The organism is Pseudomonas sp. GW460-LB5 (assembly GCF_059423245.1).
Genome location: NZ_JBWKXT010000097.1, coordinates 1 through 14,258, shown reverse-complemented (window position 1 = coordinate 14,258; position 14,258 = coordinate 1). Strand labels below are relative to the sequence as shown.

At 62.2% G+C, this 14,258-nt stretch carries 13 protein-coding genes and 1 pseudogene; 8 read left to right on the top strand and 6 right to left on the bottom strand.

Features of this window, described 5'->3' with window-relative positions:
* The 3 genes and pseudogenes from AC07XM_RS30015 to pmrG all read right to left on the bottom strand — a co-directional run.
* A pseudogene (locus tag AC07XM_RS30015) lies at positions 1 to 217 on the bottom strand (type IVB secretion system protein IcmH/DotU); the annotation flags it as partial.
* Positions 218 to 458: 241 nt separating this feature from the next.
* A complete protein-coding gene (locus AC07XM_RS30010; RefSeq protein WP_102690227.1) occupies positions 459 to 1,280 on the bottom strand; it encodes a phosphatase PAP2 family protein in 822 nt (273 codons plus the stop codon).
* Positions 1,281 to 1,282: 2 nt separating this feature from the next.
* Positions 1,283 to 1,972 (bottom strand): lipopolysaccharide core heptose(II)-phosphate phosphatase PmrG, encoded by a 690-nt coding sequence (pmrG, locus tag AC07XM_RS30005; protein WP_016486770.1) that lies wholly within the window; start codon positions 1,970 to 1,972, stop codon positions 1,283 to 1,285.
* A gap of 273 nt (positions 1,973 to 2,245) precedes the next feature.
* On the opposite strand from pmrG, the gene AC07XM_RS30000 reads away from it, so the two are divergent.
* The 8 genes from AC07XM_RS30000 to AC07XM_RS29965 all read left to right on the top strand — a co-directional run bounded on the left by AC07XM_RS30000 (position 2,246) and on the right by AC07XM_RS29965 (position 11,529).
* Positions 2,246 to 2,992, top strand: coding sequence for a gluconate 2-dehydrogenase subunit 3 family protein (locus AC07XM_RS30000; protein ID WP_016486771.1), 747 nt, complete (start codon positions 2,246 to 2,248; stop codon positions 2,990 to 2,992).
* A gap of 3 nt (positions 2,993 to 2,995) precedes the next feature.
* The gene (locus AC07XM_RS29995) at positions 2,996 to 4,780 is read left to right on the top strand and encodes a GMC family oxidoreductase (protein WP_016486772.1); all 1,785 of its coding nucleotides are present in this window, start codon (positions 2,996 to 2,998) and stop codon (positions 4,778 to 4,780) included.
* 12 nt (positions 4,781 to 4,792) lie between these two features.
* A complete protein-coding gene (locus AC07XM_RS29990; RefSeq protein ID WP_060516313.1) occupies positions 4,793 to 6,040 on the top strand; it encodes a cytochrome c in 1,248 nt (415 codons plus the stop codon).
* Positions 6,041 to 6,387: 347 nt separating this feature from the next.
* Positions 6,388 to 7,407 (top strand): transcriptional regulator PtxS, encoded by a 1,020-nt coding sequence (gene ptxS / locus AC07XM_RS29985; RefSeq protein ID WP_023047890.1) that lies wholly within the window; start codon positions 6,388 to 6,390, stop codon positions 7,405 to 7,407.
* A 66-nt stretch (positions 7,408 to 7,473) separates the two neighbouring features.
* Positions 7,474 to 8,253: a sugar phosphate isomerase/epimerase family protein gene (locus AC07XM_RS29980; RefSeq protein WP_060516311.1), complete on the top strand. Its 780-nt coding sequence runs from the start codon at positions 7,474 to 7,476 to the stop codon at positions 8,251 to 8,253.
* A complete protein-coding gene (locus tag AC07XM_RS29975; protein WP_023047889.1) occupies positions 8,246 to 9,196 on the top strand; it encodes a sugar kinase in 951 nt (316 codons plus the stop codon). Before AC07XM_RS29980 ends, AC07XM_RS29975 begins: the two co-directional genes overlap by 8 nt.
* A gap of 55 nt (positions 9,197 to 9,251) precedes the next feature.
* On the top strand, positions 9,252 to 10,553 hold the full coding sequence (locus AC07XM_RS29970) for an MFS transporter (protein ID WP_016486777.1): 1,302 nt from the start codon (positions 9,252 to 9,254) through the stop codon (positions 10,551 to 10,553).
* Between the two features lies 1 nt (position 10,554).
* Positions 10,555 to 11,529 carry a 2-hydroxyacid dehydrogenase gene (locus AC07XM_RS29965; RefSeq protein ID WP_070086930.1) on the top strand — a complete coding sequence of 325 codons (975 nt, stop codon included), beginning with the start codon at positions 10,555 to 10,557 and terminating at the stop codon, positions 11,527 to 11,529.
* 39 nt (positions 11,530 to 11,568) lie between these two features.
* Here the strand turns inward: AC07XM_RS29965 and AC07XM_RS29960 are convergent, their stop codons facing one another.
* The 3 genes from AC07XM_RS29960 to bamA form a co-directional block, all read right to left on the bottom strand.
* Positions 11,569 to 12,534: an endonuclease gene (locus AC07XM_RS29960; protein ID WP_016486779.1), complete on the bottom strand. Its 966-nt coding sequence runs from the start codon at positions 12,532 to 12,534 to the stop codon at positions 11,569 to 11,571.
* Positions 12,535 to 12,548: 14 nt separating this feature from the next.
* Positions 12,549 to 12,932, bottom strand: a complete 384-nt coding sequence (locus tag AC07XM_RS29955) for a hypothetical protein (protein WP_016486780.1) — start codon at positions 12,930 to 12,932, stop codon at positions 12,549 to 12,551.
* A gap of 258 nt (positions 12,933 to 13,190) precedes the next feature.
* The coding region (bamA, locus tag AC07XM_RS29950) for an outer membrane protein assembly factor BamA (protein ID WP_102690290.1) at positions 13,191 to 14,258 on the bottom strand (1,068 nt) is incomplete at its 5' end.

The following is a 14,258-nucleotide window of genomic DNA, read 5'->3' as shown; positions in this document are numbered from 1 at the left end:
TGACCAGACCGAACAGCGGGCTCGCCGCGTCGAGCATCAGGTTTTCGAAGCCGCCACGCAGCTGGAACTCCGGGTCGGCGGGGTAGCCGGGTAGCGCCATTGCGACTTGAGGATCAGCGCCGGGACGGGGCTCTTGGCTTTGCTCCATATCCTCAAGCAGGACTGGCTTTTTCTTGAGCGGCACCGGGTTTTCAGTGCCATCGGACCGTCTGGACATCCTTAATCCTCGTCAATTAGCAGGTCAATTCACGCAATGCCTGCGAACTTCCCTGTGACCGGGCGCAAGCAATTCGCGAAAGCCTGAAGACTAACGAGGAATCAATTTCTATGGGAGATTGAAACTTCCTAAATAGCTGTAGGAAGCTTCGCTTCAAGTTGTTTTGAAATTATTATCAGCAGAGAATGGGTCGACAAGTTTGTATAAGTTACTGTTAATTTTGGGGGCTTGTAAGCCTCTGCTAAGCGGGCTGCGGCGCAGCAGTGACACCTATGGCAGGGCTGTTTTCAGGCGTCTGCAACGCGACGCGCCCGTAGAAGAACAATGCCGTTGCCCAAGTTGTAAGCCAGACAAAGATCCCGGCCCAGAACGTATGAGACATATAGTGCCAGCCCTGCAGCACGCGGGTAGTTCCGTACACGAACCCGATCAGCAGAATTGCCACCAGCAACTTGCGCGCATGCGCCCAGCGGTGGCGCAGGGCCACGAAATATAGCGCCAACAAAGTAAACCCGCTGGAGGCATGGCCCCCCGGCCAGCAGCGGCCATCACCGGCCTTGTTCCATAACGAGAAGTTTTCGAACCACTCGACCCGGGCCTGCGGGCCGCCATACAGGGTGGTTTCCACAGGGCAATACACGCTGGTATGGCTTTTAAGGTAATGAATCACGGTGGTGCTCAGTGCGAATGCCACCACCACGAATAGCAGGTCGCGGCGATGTTGGGTGGTAAAGCGCAGCACCGGTGCGATACGGGCCTTTTCCAGCATCCGGGTCAGGCCCAGTTGAGGTCGGTTGGCCAGACGCGGCCAGATGAACGACAGCACGCTGCCGATGACGGCGAGCTCACCGGTCCAGTCCGGCATGATGCGCGGCCATTTGTGGGTGGCTTTCTCGAACCACTGGTTGTGCAGCAGCGGGAACTGGCCGGTGGTCGGGTCGAGCAGCAGGTTGCTGATCCAGCGATCGAGCTCTGTGAGGTCGAATGCAATGAACACGATGGCAGCCAGCAACAGCGGCAGCAGCAGGTTATTGCGGTAAAAAGTGGTGCGAGAGGGTGGCATGTTCAGAGCTCCTTGGCATCAACGAGTTTGCGCCATTCACTGGCTGCTATCTGGCCCAGCAGTTTCGCCTTGCCATCGTTGCCCTGGGTGATGAACAGGGCACTGGCATAGCTGTTCGAGGTCGTGCTGGCAGGTACTTCGAGCGCCTGCTCCAGCCGTTCCATGCAGCCGCTGTGGCTGACCAGCACGAGGTTGTGGCCGTTTCGCTTGAGGGCAAGGGCGTTTTCGGCGAAGTGGCCGTCACATTGATTAAGCCAGCCTTTCGTGGCAATGGTCTTACCAAACATGGCCTGTGCGGTCTGCCGGGTCCGCACCTCCGGGCTGGCCCACACATCGGCTGCGCCCAGACCAAGATGCTGCAGGCCGTGGCCTACATCGGCGGCAACATGGCTGCCCGCGACCGTGATACCGCTGGGGTCACCCAGGCAAGCACTGCTGGAGCGGTCGCAGCGTTCGGCATGGCGCAGCACCACGATCACCGAGCCTTTCGCCCAGGCGGCTTCGAGCCCGCTGTGCTGCAGGTGATGGGCGGTGCCGAGGTCAGCGATGGCCGTGCGGGTATGCGCCCAGGCTGCTGCAACACCCAGAATTGACAGTACGCACAAGACTGCGAATAACGCCTTGCCCCAAGGCAATCGGTGTACCTGCGCATGGCGTGAGGCGGGTGATGGGTCGATAACACTTTGCAGCATATTTGCCACTCCAGTCAGCTCGCTCCATAAGAGAGCGTCGGCACTGTAGGTAGCGGGATGTCGGTAGAGGGTGAGACAGATGTGAAAAAAGCCTTGACCCTTCAGCAATGCGGGTGGCTAACGTGATGATATGTCAAGTATGAAACCGGTTTCATAATATTTCTGAACGCGCTAGATTATTCGGCTGTCTTCTTGATGGCCTATCAAGATCACCTCCCACAGAAAAGCAGATGGCGCTAATCAAGGCCGCCGCACAGCCGATGAGGATTCGCAATGCCTGAGCATGCCCCAGACAACCCGCGCAGGGATTTTCTGCGCAAGACCTTGACCCTGATCCCAGTCGTTACCGTGGCCAGCACAGGGCTTGGCGTGGGCGCCAGCCAGCTGCTTGCGGCCCCGCAACCGCATCAGCCACCACAAGTGCCGGCCACGCCGCCTGCGGGCCACTATCAACCGACGTTCTTCAGCGCCGAAGAATGGGCCTTTGTACAAGCTGCGGTGTCGCGCATCATCCCGGCCGATGAGCTTGGCCCCGGCGCACTCGAAGCCGGCGCCGCCGAGTTTATCGACCGGCAGATGAACACCCCCTACGCCACTGGCGCGCAGTGGTACATGCAAGGCCCGTTCAACGCCGACGCTGCGCCCGAACTGGGCTATCAACTACAGCTCAGCCCGCAACAAATCTACCGTCTGGGCATTGCTGCCGTGGACGGCTGGTGCAAAGCCAATGGTGGGCAGGTTTTTGCTGAACAAGACAGCGCTACCCGCGACCGTATTCTTGGCAAAGTCGAGGCAGGAGAGCTGGTATTCGACACGGTCCCGGCCAAGGTGTTTTTCAGCCTGCTGGTGCAGAACACCCGTGAAGGGTTCTTTTGCGACCCGATCCATGGTGGCAACAAAGGCATGGTCGGCTGGACCCAGATCGGCTTCCCCGGCGCCCGCGCCGATTTCATGGACTGGGTCGAACGCAACGAGCCTTACCCCTTCCCGGCTGTATCGATCCGTGGCGAGAGGGCCTGAGGCATGGCGACTGTGTTGAACAAAGTGGATGCGGTCATCGTTGGCTTTGGCTGGGCTGGCGCGATCATGGCCAAGGAACTGACCGAGGCCGGGTTGCACGTGGTGGCCCTGGAGCGGGGGCCGATGCAGGATACCTACCCGGAAGGCAGCTACCCGCAAGTGATCGATGAGCTGACCTACAGCGTGCGCAAGAAGCTGTTCGTGGATGTGTCGAAAGAAACCGTCACTGTCCGCCACAACGTGAATGACGTCGCGCTGCCCAATCGCCAGCTCGGTGCTTTCCTGCCGGGCAAGGGCGTGGGCGGCGCGGGCCTGCACTGGTCGGGCGTGCACTTCCGGGTCGACCCGGTGGAGTTGCGCTTGCGCAGCCACTACGAAGAGCGCTACGGGCGCAAGTTCATCCCTGAGGGCATGACCATCCAGGACTTCGGCGTCAGTTACGAAGAGCTGGAACCGTATTTCGACTTCGCCGAAAAGGTCTTCGGCACTTCAGGCCAGGCGTGGACCGTCAACGGCCAGGTGGTCGGTGAAGGGAAGGGTGGTAACCCCTATGCGCCGGACCGCTCCAACCCCTTCCCGCTGCCCGCGCAGAAGAACGTGGTGTCGGCCAGGCTGTTCGAAAAAGCCGCCACCAGCTTGGGCTACAAACCCTACAACCTGCCATCGGCAAACACCTCCGGGCCTTACACCAACCCATACGGGGCACAGATGGGGCCATGCAACTTCTGTGGTTTCTGCAGCGGTTACGTGTGCTACATGTACTCCAAGGCCTCGCCCAACGTGAACATTCTGCCGGCGCTGCGCCAGGTGCCCAACTTCGAGCTGCGGCCCAATGCCCATGTGCTGCGGGTAAACCTGGACGACAGCAAGCGCAAAGCCACCGGGGTGACCTACATCGATGCCCAGGGGCGCGAGGTGGAGCAACCGGCGGAGCTGGTGATCCTGGCGGCGTTCCAGTTCAACAACGTGCGCCTGATGCTGCTTTCCGGCATCGGCAAGCCTTATGACCCCGTCAAGAACGAAGGTGTGGTCGGGCGTAACTTTGCCTACCAGAACATGGGCACGGTCAAGGCGTTCTTCGACAAAAACACCTACACCAACAACTTCATCGGCGCGGGTGGCAACGGCATTGCCATTGACGATTTCAATGCCGACAACTTCGACCATGGCCCCCACGGCTTTGTCGGCGGCTCGCCGATGTGGGTGAACCAGGCCGGCAGCCGGCCGATTGCCGGCACTTCCAACCCGCCGGGCACGCCTGCCTGGGGCAGTGCCTGGAAGAAGGCCACAGCCGACTACTACACCCACCAGGTGTCGATGGACGCCCACGGTGCGCACCAGTCCTACCGTGCCAATTACCTGGACCTGGACCCCACCTACCGCGACGCCTACGGCCAGCCGCTGTTGCGCATGACCTTCGACTGGCAGGAAAACGACATCAAGATGAACCAGTTCATGGTCGACAAACTGAGCAAGATCGCTCAGGCGATGAACCCCAAGGCCATTGCGGTGCTGGGCAAGCAGGTCAAGGATCACTTCAACACCGCCAGTTACCAGACCACCCACCTGAACGGCGGTGCGATCATGGGCACCGACCCCAAAACCAGCGCCCTGAACCGGTATCTGCAAAGCTGGGACGTGCATAACGTGTTCGTACCGGGGGCTTCGGCGTTCCCGCAGGGCCTGGGTTACAACCCGACCGGGCTGGTGGCCGCGCTGACCTATTGGTCTGCACGTGCCATTCGCGAGCAGTACCTGAAAAACCCTGGCCCGCTGGTCCAGGCTTGAGGAGCGATGAGCATGAAGACAATGTTGATCGCAACCCTGTTGCTGGGTGCCTCCGCGGCCGCGCAGGCCTTGGCTAATGACGATGCACAGGTGCGCCAGGGCGAGTACCTGGCCCGCGCCGGTGACTGCGTGGCCTGCCACACCGCCAAGGGCGGAAAGCCCTTTGCCGGAGGCCTGCCGATGGAAACACCCATAGGCACGGTGTACTCCACCAACATTACCCCGGCGGCCAGCGGCATTGGCCAGTACAGTTTCGACGACTTCGACCAGGCTGTGCGCAAGGGTATCGGCAAGGATGGCAGCACCTTGTACCCGGCCATGCCTTATCCGTCGTACGCACGGGTCAGCGAGCAGGACATGCAGGCGCTGTACGCCTACTTCATGAAAGGCGTGGAGCCGGTCGAACAAACGAACAAGGCCACTGACATTCCCTGGCCGCTGAGCATGCGTTGGCCACTGGCAATCTGGCGCGGCCTGTTCGCGCCAGAGGCCAAGCCTTGGCAGGCATCGGCAGCAGCTGACCCTGTGGTGAACCGTGGAGCCTACCTGGTCGAAGGCCTTGGGCATTGTGGCGCCTGCCATACCCCACGTGCGCTGACCATGCAGGAAAAGGCGCTGAGCCCTGCAGATGGCGATCAGTTCCTGGCCGGCAGCGCACCGCTGGAAGGCTGGGTTGCGAAAAATCTGCGTGGCGACCACAAGGATGGCCTGGGCAGCTGGAGCGAGGCGCAACTGGTGCAGTTTCTGAAGACTGGGCGCAGTGATCGCAGCGCCGTGTTCGGCGGCATGAGCGATGTGGTTGAGCACAGCATGCAGCATATGAGTGACGCCGACCTTACCGCAATCGCCCGCTACCTGAAGACCCTGCCGCCGAGTAACCCGAATGACCAGCCGCACGTCTACGACAAGCAGGTGGCGGATGCGCTGTGGAAGGGCGACGACAGCAAACCCGGGGCGGCGGTGTACATCGACAACTGCGCGGCCTGCCACCGTACCGATGGCCAAGGCTACACCCGCGTGTTCCCCGCGTTGGCTGGCAACCCGGTGGTACAGACTGCAGATGCCACGTCGCTGATTCACGTGGTGCTGGCGGGGGGGACGGTGCCCGCGACGCACACCGCGCCCTCGAACTTCACCATGCCGGCATTCGGCTGGCGCCTCAGCGACCAGGAGGTTGCAGAGGTGGTGAACTTCATCCGCAGCAGTTGGGGTAATCAGGGTAGCGCTGTTACGGCCGGTGATGTGAAGTCGCTTCGCTGACTGCGTCCTCACAGAGCTGTAAACGGCTGATTGCGTTGGCAGGCGCTCTGTGGGAGCCCCTGCCTTGCTCAATATCTCAAAGCTTGATGGGATCACTGTGGGAGCGGGCTTGTCCCGCGAACACGGGCGAAGCCCGTGCCAGCCACCGCGTTGGATTTTTCGAGGGCATGCCCGCGCCCACAGAGCTATCATCTAGTCCATATTTATCAGGAACCTATAAGATATTGTTCAGATAATAACTCAAGATAATCAGACGGTTCCTGACCAACGGCAGGTTGACGAACTGCCGTAGTTTTGCTGTATTGAAACCGGTTTCATCGCTATCACAATAATCATAAGGACAGCCCATGACCGACGCGCCTGCCCATGCCCGCGAACGGGTCACCATCAGCGAAGTGGCGCGTGTCGCTGGTGTTTCCAAAGCCACCGTCTCCCGTTACATCGGTGGCGATCGCCAATTGCTGGCGGAAGCCACGGCCAAGCGCCTGGAAGAGGTCATCGAACGTCTTGGTTACCGCCCCAACCAGATGGCCCGCGGCCTGAAGCGCGGTCAGACGCGACTGATCGGCATGCTGGTGGCGGATATTCTCAACCCCTATTCAGTGGCCGTGATGCATGGTGTGGAAACCGCCTGCCGTCAGCACGGTTACAGCCTGGTGGTGTGCAACACCAACCGCGACGACGAGCAGGAGCGTCACCACCTGGTGGCCCTGCAGAGCTACAACGTCGAAGGGTTGATCGTGAACACGCTCGGCCATCACCCCGGCGAATTGCTCAACCTGCAGCGTGACATCCCCATGGTGCTGGTCGACCGCCAATTGCCTGAGCTGAATGTCGACCTGGTGGGCCTGGACAATGCCGACGCGGTCGAGCAGGCCCTCGACCACCTGCAGGCCCAAGGTTACCGCGATATCCTGGCGGTCAGCGAACCCCTCGATGGCACCAGCTCGCGCCTGGAGCGGGTGCAGGCATTCGGGGCGTCGGTCAGTCGCCGGCCCGGCATGCGTCAGCAGGTGCTGGAAATCAACGCCGGGTTGCCGGACCAACTGGCTGCGTTTCTTGCCGGCCGTGGCCATGGCCCGCAAGCAGTGTTCACCTTCAACGGCGTTGCCACCTTGGCAGTGACCCGCGCCCTGCAGGAGGCTGGGTGCAATCTGTTTGCCGACGTCGGGCTGATTGCCCTCGACGACCTCGACTGGTACCCCTTGGTCGGCAAAGGCATCACGGCACTGGTCCAACCCACCGAGAGTATTGGTGTGGCGGCATTCGAAAGCCTGCTCGATCGCTTGCGCGGCGACAGCGGCGCCGCCCGCCGCATCGACTTCAAGGCCAACCTGATCATCCGCGGCTCAACCCAACCCCAGTAAGCAACGGCAGGCTTGCGCCTGCGGCTGCCGACTAAAAATGAAACCGGTTTCATAAGGATAAAAACAATGCACCCGAACCCCGTTTCCATCAGCCTCTCAAGCTACGGCGCCGACTTTGTGCGGCAACGTGGCCAGGAGCAGTTCCTGGACATGCTGGCAGCCGCTGGCGTCAGCCGAGTGGAGTTGCGCGAAGAATTGTTTGCCAGCGCACCGGACGCGACCGCACTCGGTGCAGTCGTTGCCACACTGGGCCTGGAATGCTTGTACTCGAGCCCCCTTGAATTGTGGACCGCGCAAGGCGTGCCCGATCCGCGACTGGTGCAGAAGCTGGAGACCGCTCGGGCGCTTGGCGCGGTGGCGCTGAAGGTATCGCTGGGGCATTTCGATGAGCACTGCGATGTAATGGCTCTGGCGGCGCTGCTGCCTGCTCATGGGCCGCTGCTGCTGGTGGAAAACGATCAGACTGCACAGGGTGGCAGGATCGAGCCGCTGCTGCAGTTCTTTCTGCGGGCCGACACGCTAGGGCTGCGCCTGGGCATGACTTTCGACATCGGCAACTGGCAGTGGCAGGACGAGCCTGCGCGGCAAGCCGCTCGGCAACTCGGCCGTTGGGTGCGCTATGTACATTGCAAGGCTGTGCAGCGCCGGGCCGATGGCCGTCTGGTTGCCACACCGCCCGAAGCGGCGGACCTACAGGCGTGGGCAGCGCTGATGGCCGAGTTCGCGCCCGGCGTGGTGCGCGCCGTCGAGTACCCTCTGGTTGGTGAAGACCTGTTGGCGCTCACCCGGGCCCAAGTGCGTAGCCTGGCTGCACTGAGCGCCGGCGAGGAGGTGGCCCATGCATGAGCATGATGTGCTGTGCTTCGGCGAAACCATGGCCATGTTCGTTGCCGAGCAGACAGGCGACCTGGCCAGTGTCGGCCAGTTCGGCAAACGCATAGCAGGTGCAGACAGTAACGTGGCCATCGGCTTGGCGAGGCTGGGTTTCAAGGTGCGCTGGCTGAGCCGCGTCGGTAACGATTCACTGGGCCGTTTTGTGCTCGACAGCTTGCGCAGCGAAGGCCTGGACTGTTCCGGTGTCGAGGTGGATGCCTGCTACCCGACGGGTTTTCAGCTCAAGGCCCGCTGCGATGATGGCAGCGACCCGGCAGTGGAGTACTTTCGCCGTGGTTCGGCAGCCAGCAAGCTGTCGCCCACATCGCTAGGCCCGGGCTTGCTGCAGGCACGCCATCTGCACGCCACCGGCATCCCGCCGGCGCTGTCGGAAGGCTGCCGGGCGCTTTCCCACGCGCTGCTGGATGCCATGCGCGCAGCCGGGCGCAGCATCTCGTTCGACCCTAACTTGCGTCCCTCGCTTTGGCCCGATCAAAGCAGCATGGTGCGCGAAATCAATGCCCTGGCCGCCAAGGCCGATTGGGTTTTACCGGGCCTGGAGGAGGGGCGGTTGCTGACTGGCCAGCACACCCCGGCGGACATCGCTGGGTTCTACCTCGACCAAGGGGTGGAACTGGTGGTGATCAAGCTGGGCGACGCCGGCGCCTACTACCGCAGCGCCAAGGGCGAAGGGCAGGTAGCACCGGTGGCGGTCAGCCGTGTGCTGGACACCGTCGGTGCGGGTGATGCCTTTGCTGTCGGCGTGCTCAGCGCGTTGCTTGAGGGACGTGCGGTGGAAGAGGCGGTCGCGCGCGGCAACTGGTGCGGCAGCCGTGCCGTGCAGTCACGCGGCGACATGGAAGGGCTGCCGCAGCGCCATGAACTGGAGGCCCACGACCTGCGCAGAAGCGCGTGAGCCGCCCCGAAAGACCTGTTGCGACAAAAACAACAAGCTCAGGAGAAACAAAACCATGCAAAGCCAAAGCCTGGCACCTCGCCGCTGGTGGTATATCATCCCGATCGTGTTCGTCACCTACAGCCTGGCGTACCTGGACCGCGCCAATTATGGCTTCGCCGCTGCCTCTGGCATGGCCGAAGACCTGCACATCACACCCGTATTGTCTTCCCTGCTGGGCGCGCTGTTCTTTCTCGGTTACTTCTTCTTCCAGGTACCCGGCGCCATTTACGCCGAAAAGCGCAGCGTGAAGAAGCTGATCTTCGTCTGCCTGATCCTGTGGGGCGGCCTTGCCACGCTCACCGGCATGGTCAGCAACGTCTACATGCTGATCGGTATCCGTTTTCTGCTCGGGGTGGTGGAGGCCGCCGTCATGCCGGCAATGCTGGTGTACCTGTGCCATTGGTTCACCCGCGCCGAGCGCTCGCGCGCCAACACCTTCCTGATGCTCGGCAACCCGGTGACCATCCTGTGGATGTCGGTGGTGTCGGGATACCTGATCAAGCATTACGACTGGCGCTGGATGTTCATCATCGAAGGCCTGCCTGCGGTGATCTGGGCATTCTTCTGGTGGCGCCTGGTGGATGACCGCCCAGCCCAGGTGAAGTGGCTGAGCGCTCAGGAAAAGGCCGACCTGGCGCAGGCCCTGGCCGCTGAGCAACAGGGCATCAAGCCGGTAAAGAACTATCGCGAGGCGTTCCGCTCGCGACAGGTGATCATTCTGGCGCTGCAGTACTTCTGCTGGAGCATTGGCGTGTACGGCTTCGTGCTGTGGCTGCCGTCGATTCTGAAGCAGGCGGCCAACGTCGATATCGTGCAGGCCGGCTGGCTGGCCTCGGTGCCTTACCTGGCGGCGGTACTGGCGATGGTGGGCGTGTCCTGGGCGTCCGACCGCCTGCAAAAGCGCAAGCGCTTCGTCTGGCCGCCGCTGCTGGTTGCCGCTGTGGCGTTCTATGGCTCGTACGCGTTGGGCAGCGAACATTTCTGGCTGTCGTACGCGTTGCTGGTGGTCGCAGGCGCCTGCATGTACGCGCCCTATGGCCCGTTCTTCGCAATCGTGCCGGAGATTCTGCCGGCAAACGTCGCAGGCGGGGCCATGGCGCTGATCAACAGCATGGGCGCGTTGGGCTCGTTCGGCGGTTCGTGGTTGGTGGGCTACCTCAATGGCGCTACCGGCGGGCCCGGCGCCTCTTACCTGTTCATGTGCGGCGCGCTGCTGGCAGCTGTGGCGCTGACCGCTGCACTCAATACCCCCCAGACGTCCGGCCGGGCCAAGCGCGACAGCGCGAGGCTGGCCATGAACCCTCAGGAAACCTGAAATGAAGAAGCGAATCGTCCTTTACAAACGCCTGTCCGACGACTTGATGGCACGCCTGCAAAACCACGTTGAGGTGACCTGGGTGGACACCACACAGCCAGATGGCCTGGCCCGGCTGCGCGACGCGTTGCCGGGGGCGCATGGGTTGTTGGGGGCCAGCCTGCGCCTGGATGCCAGCCTGCTTGACTTGGCGCCGCAGCTGGAAGTGGTGTCCAGCGTTTCGGTGGGCGTGGACAACTACGATGTTGCCGAACTCAGCCGGCGTGGCGTGATGCTGACCAACACACCTGACGTGCTGACCGAAACCACTGCCGACACCGGCTTTGCCTTGATGCTTGCTACCGCCAGGCGGGTGGTGGAACTGGCGAACTGGGTGCGTGACGGCCATTGGCAGGCCAACCTGGGGCCGGGGCATTTTGGCAGTGATGTGCACGGCAAGACGCTGGGCATCGTCGGCATGGGCCGCATCGGCGAGGCTTTGGCCCGGCGCGCGGCAGCCGGCTTCGGCATGCGTGTGCTGTATCACAGCCAACGTGCCAAACCGGAGGTGGAGGCGCGCCATGCGGCACGCCAGTGCAGCCTGGATGAGTTGTTGCAGCAGGCAGATTTCGTTTGCCTGACCGTGCCGCTGAGCGTCAGTACCGAAGGCCTGATCGGTGCACGAGAGCTGGCGTTGATGAAGGATGAGGCGATCCTGGTGAACATCTCACGGGGGCGCGTGGTGGATGAGCAGGCGCTGGTCGAAGCGTTGCGGGCCAGGCGCATACGTGGCGCGGGGCTGGATGTGTTTGTGCAGGAGCCGCTATCAGTAGACTCTCCGCTGTTGCAGCTCGATAACGTGGTAGCGACACCGCATATCGGCTCCGCGACCGAGGAAACCCGCCAGGCCATGGCGCGTTGCGCGGTAGACAACCTGCTGAGCGCGCTGGCCGGTGAGCGGCCGGCAAATTTGGTGAATGAGGTGTGCAGAACGTGAGAACACGGGGCCGCTATGCGGCCCCCGTACAATACAGGTCTATCGGCAGTTACCTGCCTTGCGATAGCCCGCTGCCTGCGCCTCACCCTCGTTAGCGAAGGTCACCTGGTTCTTGGCTGCGACCTGGTTGTAGCCCGGGCAGCCTACAGACAGGTGATATACGTGGCTGTTGCGGTTGCCAAGCACGGCCCCGACTGACTGGACACTGGCCAGGCTCGGCTTGGGCTCTGGCTTGGCGGCTTTCGCCGGCACCGCCTGTACCACGCCACTGCCAACCGGCTTGTAGTCGGCCGTCCACTTGCGCTCGCCGCTCACGAACGGGTTGGCGTGCCCCATGATGGCGGCGATGCGTCGGTCGCGCTCTTTCTCCCAGGCCGACACCGGGTGCTGTTTGTCCCAGGCCATCAGCAGTTGTTGCTGCTGGCGCGACATACTCAGCTGGTAACGGTCGAACATGTAGAACGTGGTGCGAGCCACCAGGCCTTTGACTTCATCGCGCGGTTCGGCGGCACGTTGGACGAAATCGACCTTGGTGGTGCACTGGCCATACTCGCCGGCATTGCCAGCGACCATGCCGTAGTTGAAGTTGCTGCGGTCGCCGTTGACCTCGCCCACGGCCGGGTAGAGGTTGAACAGGTCGGCCTCCATGGCGCGGAACACTGGGTCGTTGTCCACGCAATGCTCGCGGCCGCCGTTCTTCCAGCACTGGCGCTGGTTGCCGAACGTATAGGCGGGCACGATGTGTTCCCACTCGGTGCGTTCGGCACGGTTTTGCTGCTTGCGCGTCTGGTAACCGCACGAAGCGGCATCGATGCGCCCACCCGACTTGCCCACCCAGGTCCATTTGCAACCGCAGTACAGGTCACCCATGGCACTGCTGGCCTGGTCCAGGTACACCTTCTGCTTGGCTACCACCTTGGCCTCGGTAAACGTCGCCGGGGGGTTGGCCAAGGCAGGCAAGGTGAAGGAAAACACTAAGGTTAAGGCGTAAAGCAGTGATTTCATGAGAAAAACATATTTCAGATTGGGGCGCGCATTGTAATGCTTTCCCCGTGGCTGGCCAGCTCGCTGAGCCATACCAGTGGTCGGCCCGGGGCGTCCCCTGCCATACGGCTGAACGTGGCCGAGTCGAGCATGTCCCTGACCTGGGCGCCCATGCGCAACAGGCGCTCGATGAAACCGGCACCGACGTCGCCGTAGTCCTCAAGCGAAACGCCGCTCTGGTTATGCTGGATCGCCAGGTGGTAATGACTGACCCCCGCGCCATTGCCGCTGCCGCCAAGTACCACCGTGAAGCGGGGGCCGAGCAGCGTGGCCAGGCGTTGCTGGACCAGGTCGAGCAGTGCAAGCGGTACTTCATCGTGCCGCAGCGTGTTGGGGAAGCAAGGGGTGAAGGGAAGCATGGGTGTGTCCTGCTGGCCGGGTTCGAGTGTTGGCCAGCTTAGGCAAGGTGACTGTCAACTTGGGTTAAGCGGGGGTAAAAGCGGGTAATGCTTAACCCTGGCGTGCGCGGCTGTTTGTGGGAGCGGCCTTGTGTCGCGAAAGGGCCGCGAAGCGGCCCCGGCAATGTTGGCGGTGCAGCTGAAAACCTGGGGGCGCTCCGCACCCCTTTCGCGACACAAGGCCGTTCCCACAAGAGCCCTCCCACCGTAAGAAAGGGCTCAGAACGTCTGCCCCAGCGAAAACTGGAATATCTGGGTCTCGGCGTTATCCGGTTTTTTCAACGGCGCCGCCAGGCTGAAGCTCAGTGGCCCCATGGGGCTGTACCAGGTCACGCCAACCCCTAGCGACACGGCCATCTGCGCCAGGTCGACGCTGCCGCAGCCCTGGGTGGTCGACAGGTAACAGGTGTCGGCATACACGTTACCGGCGTCGACGAACAACGAGCTGCGCAGCTGGCTCTGGTCCTTCACGAACGGCAGCGGGAAGATGTATTCGGCGCCGCCGCTAATCAGGATATTGCCCCCCAGCACATCGGTGTCGCGGTCGGAATAGTAAGCCTGGCCGGCGCTGGCGTAGGTACCGGTGGCCGGGGTGTTGCGCGGGCCGAGGGTGCCATCCTTGAACCCGCGCACCGAGCCTTGGCCACCGGCGGTGTAGCTCTCATAGAACGGCAAGCCGTCGGTGGATCCGTAGCCATTGCCGTAGCCCAGGGTGGTGTGCAGGCGCAGCGAGGTGTTGTTGGTTACCGGCAGGAAGGTCTGGCCGTTGTAATCCAGTTTGTAGAATGACAGGTCGCTGCCAGGGGTGGTGGCCATCAGTGTCAGGCTCTGGGAGTGACCACGGGTGGCCAGCACGCCTTTGTTCAGGGTCGACTCGGACCAGCCGATCGACGCCTTGAGGTTGTTGAAACGCTTGCCCTCACGGGCGATGAAGTCGTAGATCTCGTCGGCGCTGTAGGTGCCTGGCGAAATGTCGTCGTGCTGCAGGGTCAGGCCGTAGGTCAGGCGCGAGGTTTCGTTGATCGGGTAGCCAAAGCTTACCCCGGCGCCGTAGCTATTGATCGCGTAGTACGAAACGCCATCGTCGTAGTAGTCGCTGTAGTCGGTGCTGTTGTAGAACAGGTTGTAGCCCAGGCTGACACCGTCGGCAGTGAAGTAGGGGTCCACGAAACCGAAGTTGTACTTGGTCTGGTACTCGCTGCGGGTCAGCCCGATGGACACCTTGTTACCGGTACCGAGGAAGTTGCTCTGGCTGATCGAACCCCCGAGGATCAGGCCGGCGCTCTG

Coding starts and splice junctions, on each gene's coding strand:
- AC07XM_RS30000 (WP_016486771.1), top strand. CDS start 2,246: ATGCCTGAGCATGCCCCAGACAACCCGCGCAGGGATTTTCTGCGCAAG.
- AC07XM_RS29960 (WP_016486779.1), bottom strand. CDS start 12,534: ATGAAATCACTGCTTTACGCCTTAACCTTAGTGTTTTCCTTCACCTTG.
- ptxS (WP_023047890.1), top strand. CDS start 6,388: ATGACCGACGCGCCTGCCCATGCCCGCGAACGGGTCACCATCAGCGAA.
- AC07XM_RS29965 (WP_070086930.1), top strand. CDS start 10,555: ATGAAGAAGCGAATCGTCCTTTACAAACGCCTGTCCGACGACTTGATG.
- AC07XM_RS30010 (WP_102690227.1), bottom strand. CDS start 1,280: ATGCCACCCTCTCGCACCACTTTTTACCGCAATAACCTGCTGCTGCCG.
- pmrG (WP_016486770.1), bottom strand. CDS start 1,972: ATGCTGCAAAGTGTTATCGACCCATCACCCGCCTCACGCCATGCGCAG.
- AC07XM_RS29975 (WP_023047889.1), top strand. CDS start 8,246: ATGCATGAGCATGATGTGCTGTGCTTCGGCGAAACCATGGCCATGTTC.
- AC07XM_RS29970 (WP_016486777.1), top strand. CDS start 9,252: ATGCAAAGCCAAAGCCTGGCACCTCGCCGCTGGTGGTATATCATCCCG.
- AC07XM_RS29955 (WP_016486780.1), bottom strand. CDS start 12,932: ATGCTTCCCTTCACCCCTTGCTTCCCCAACACGCTGCGGCACGATGAA.
- AC07XM_RS29995 (WP_016486772.1), top strand. CDS start 2,996: ATGGCGACTGTGTTGAACAAAGTGGATGCGGTCATCGTTGGCTTTGGC.
- AC07XM_RS29980 (WP_060516311.1), top strand. CDS start 7,474: ATGCACCCGAACCCCGTTTCCATCAGCCTCTCAAGCTACGGCGCCGAC.
- AC07XM_RS29990 (WP_060516313.1), top strand. CDS start 4,793: ATGAAGACAATGTTGATCGCAACCCTGTTGCTGGGTGCCTCCGCGGCC.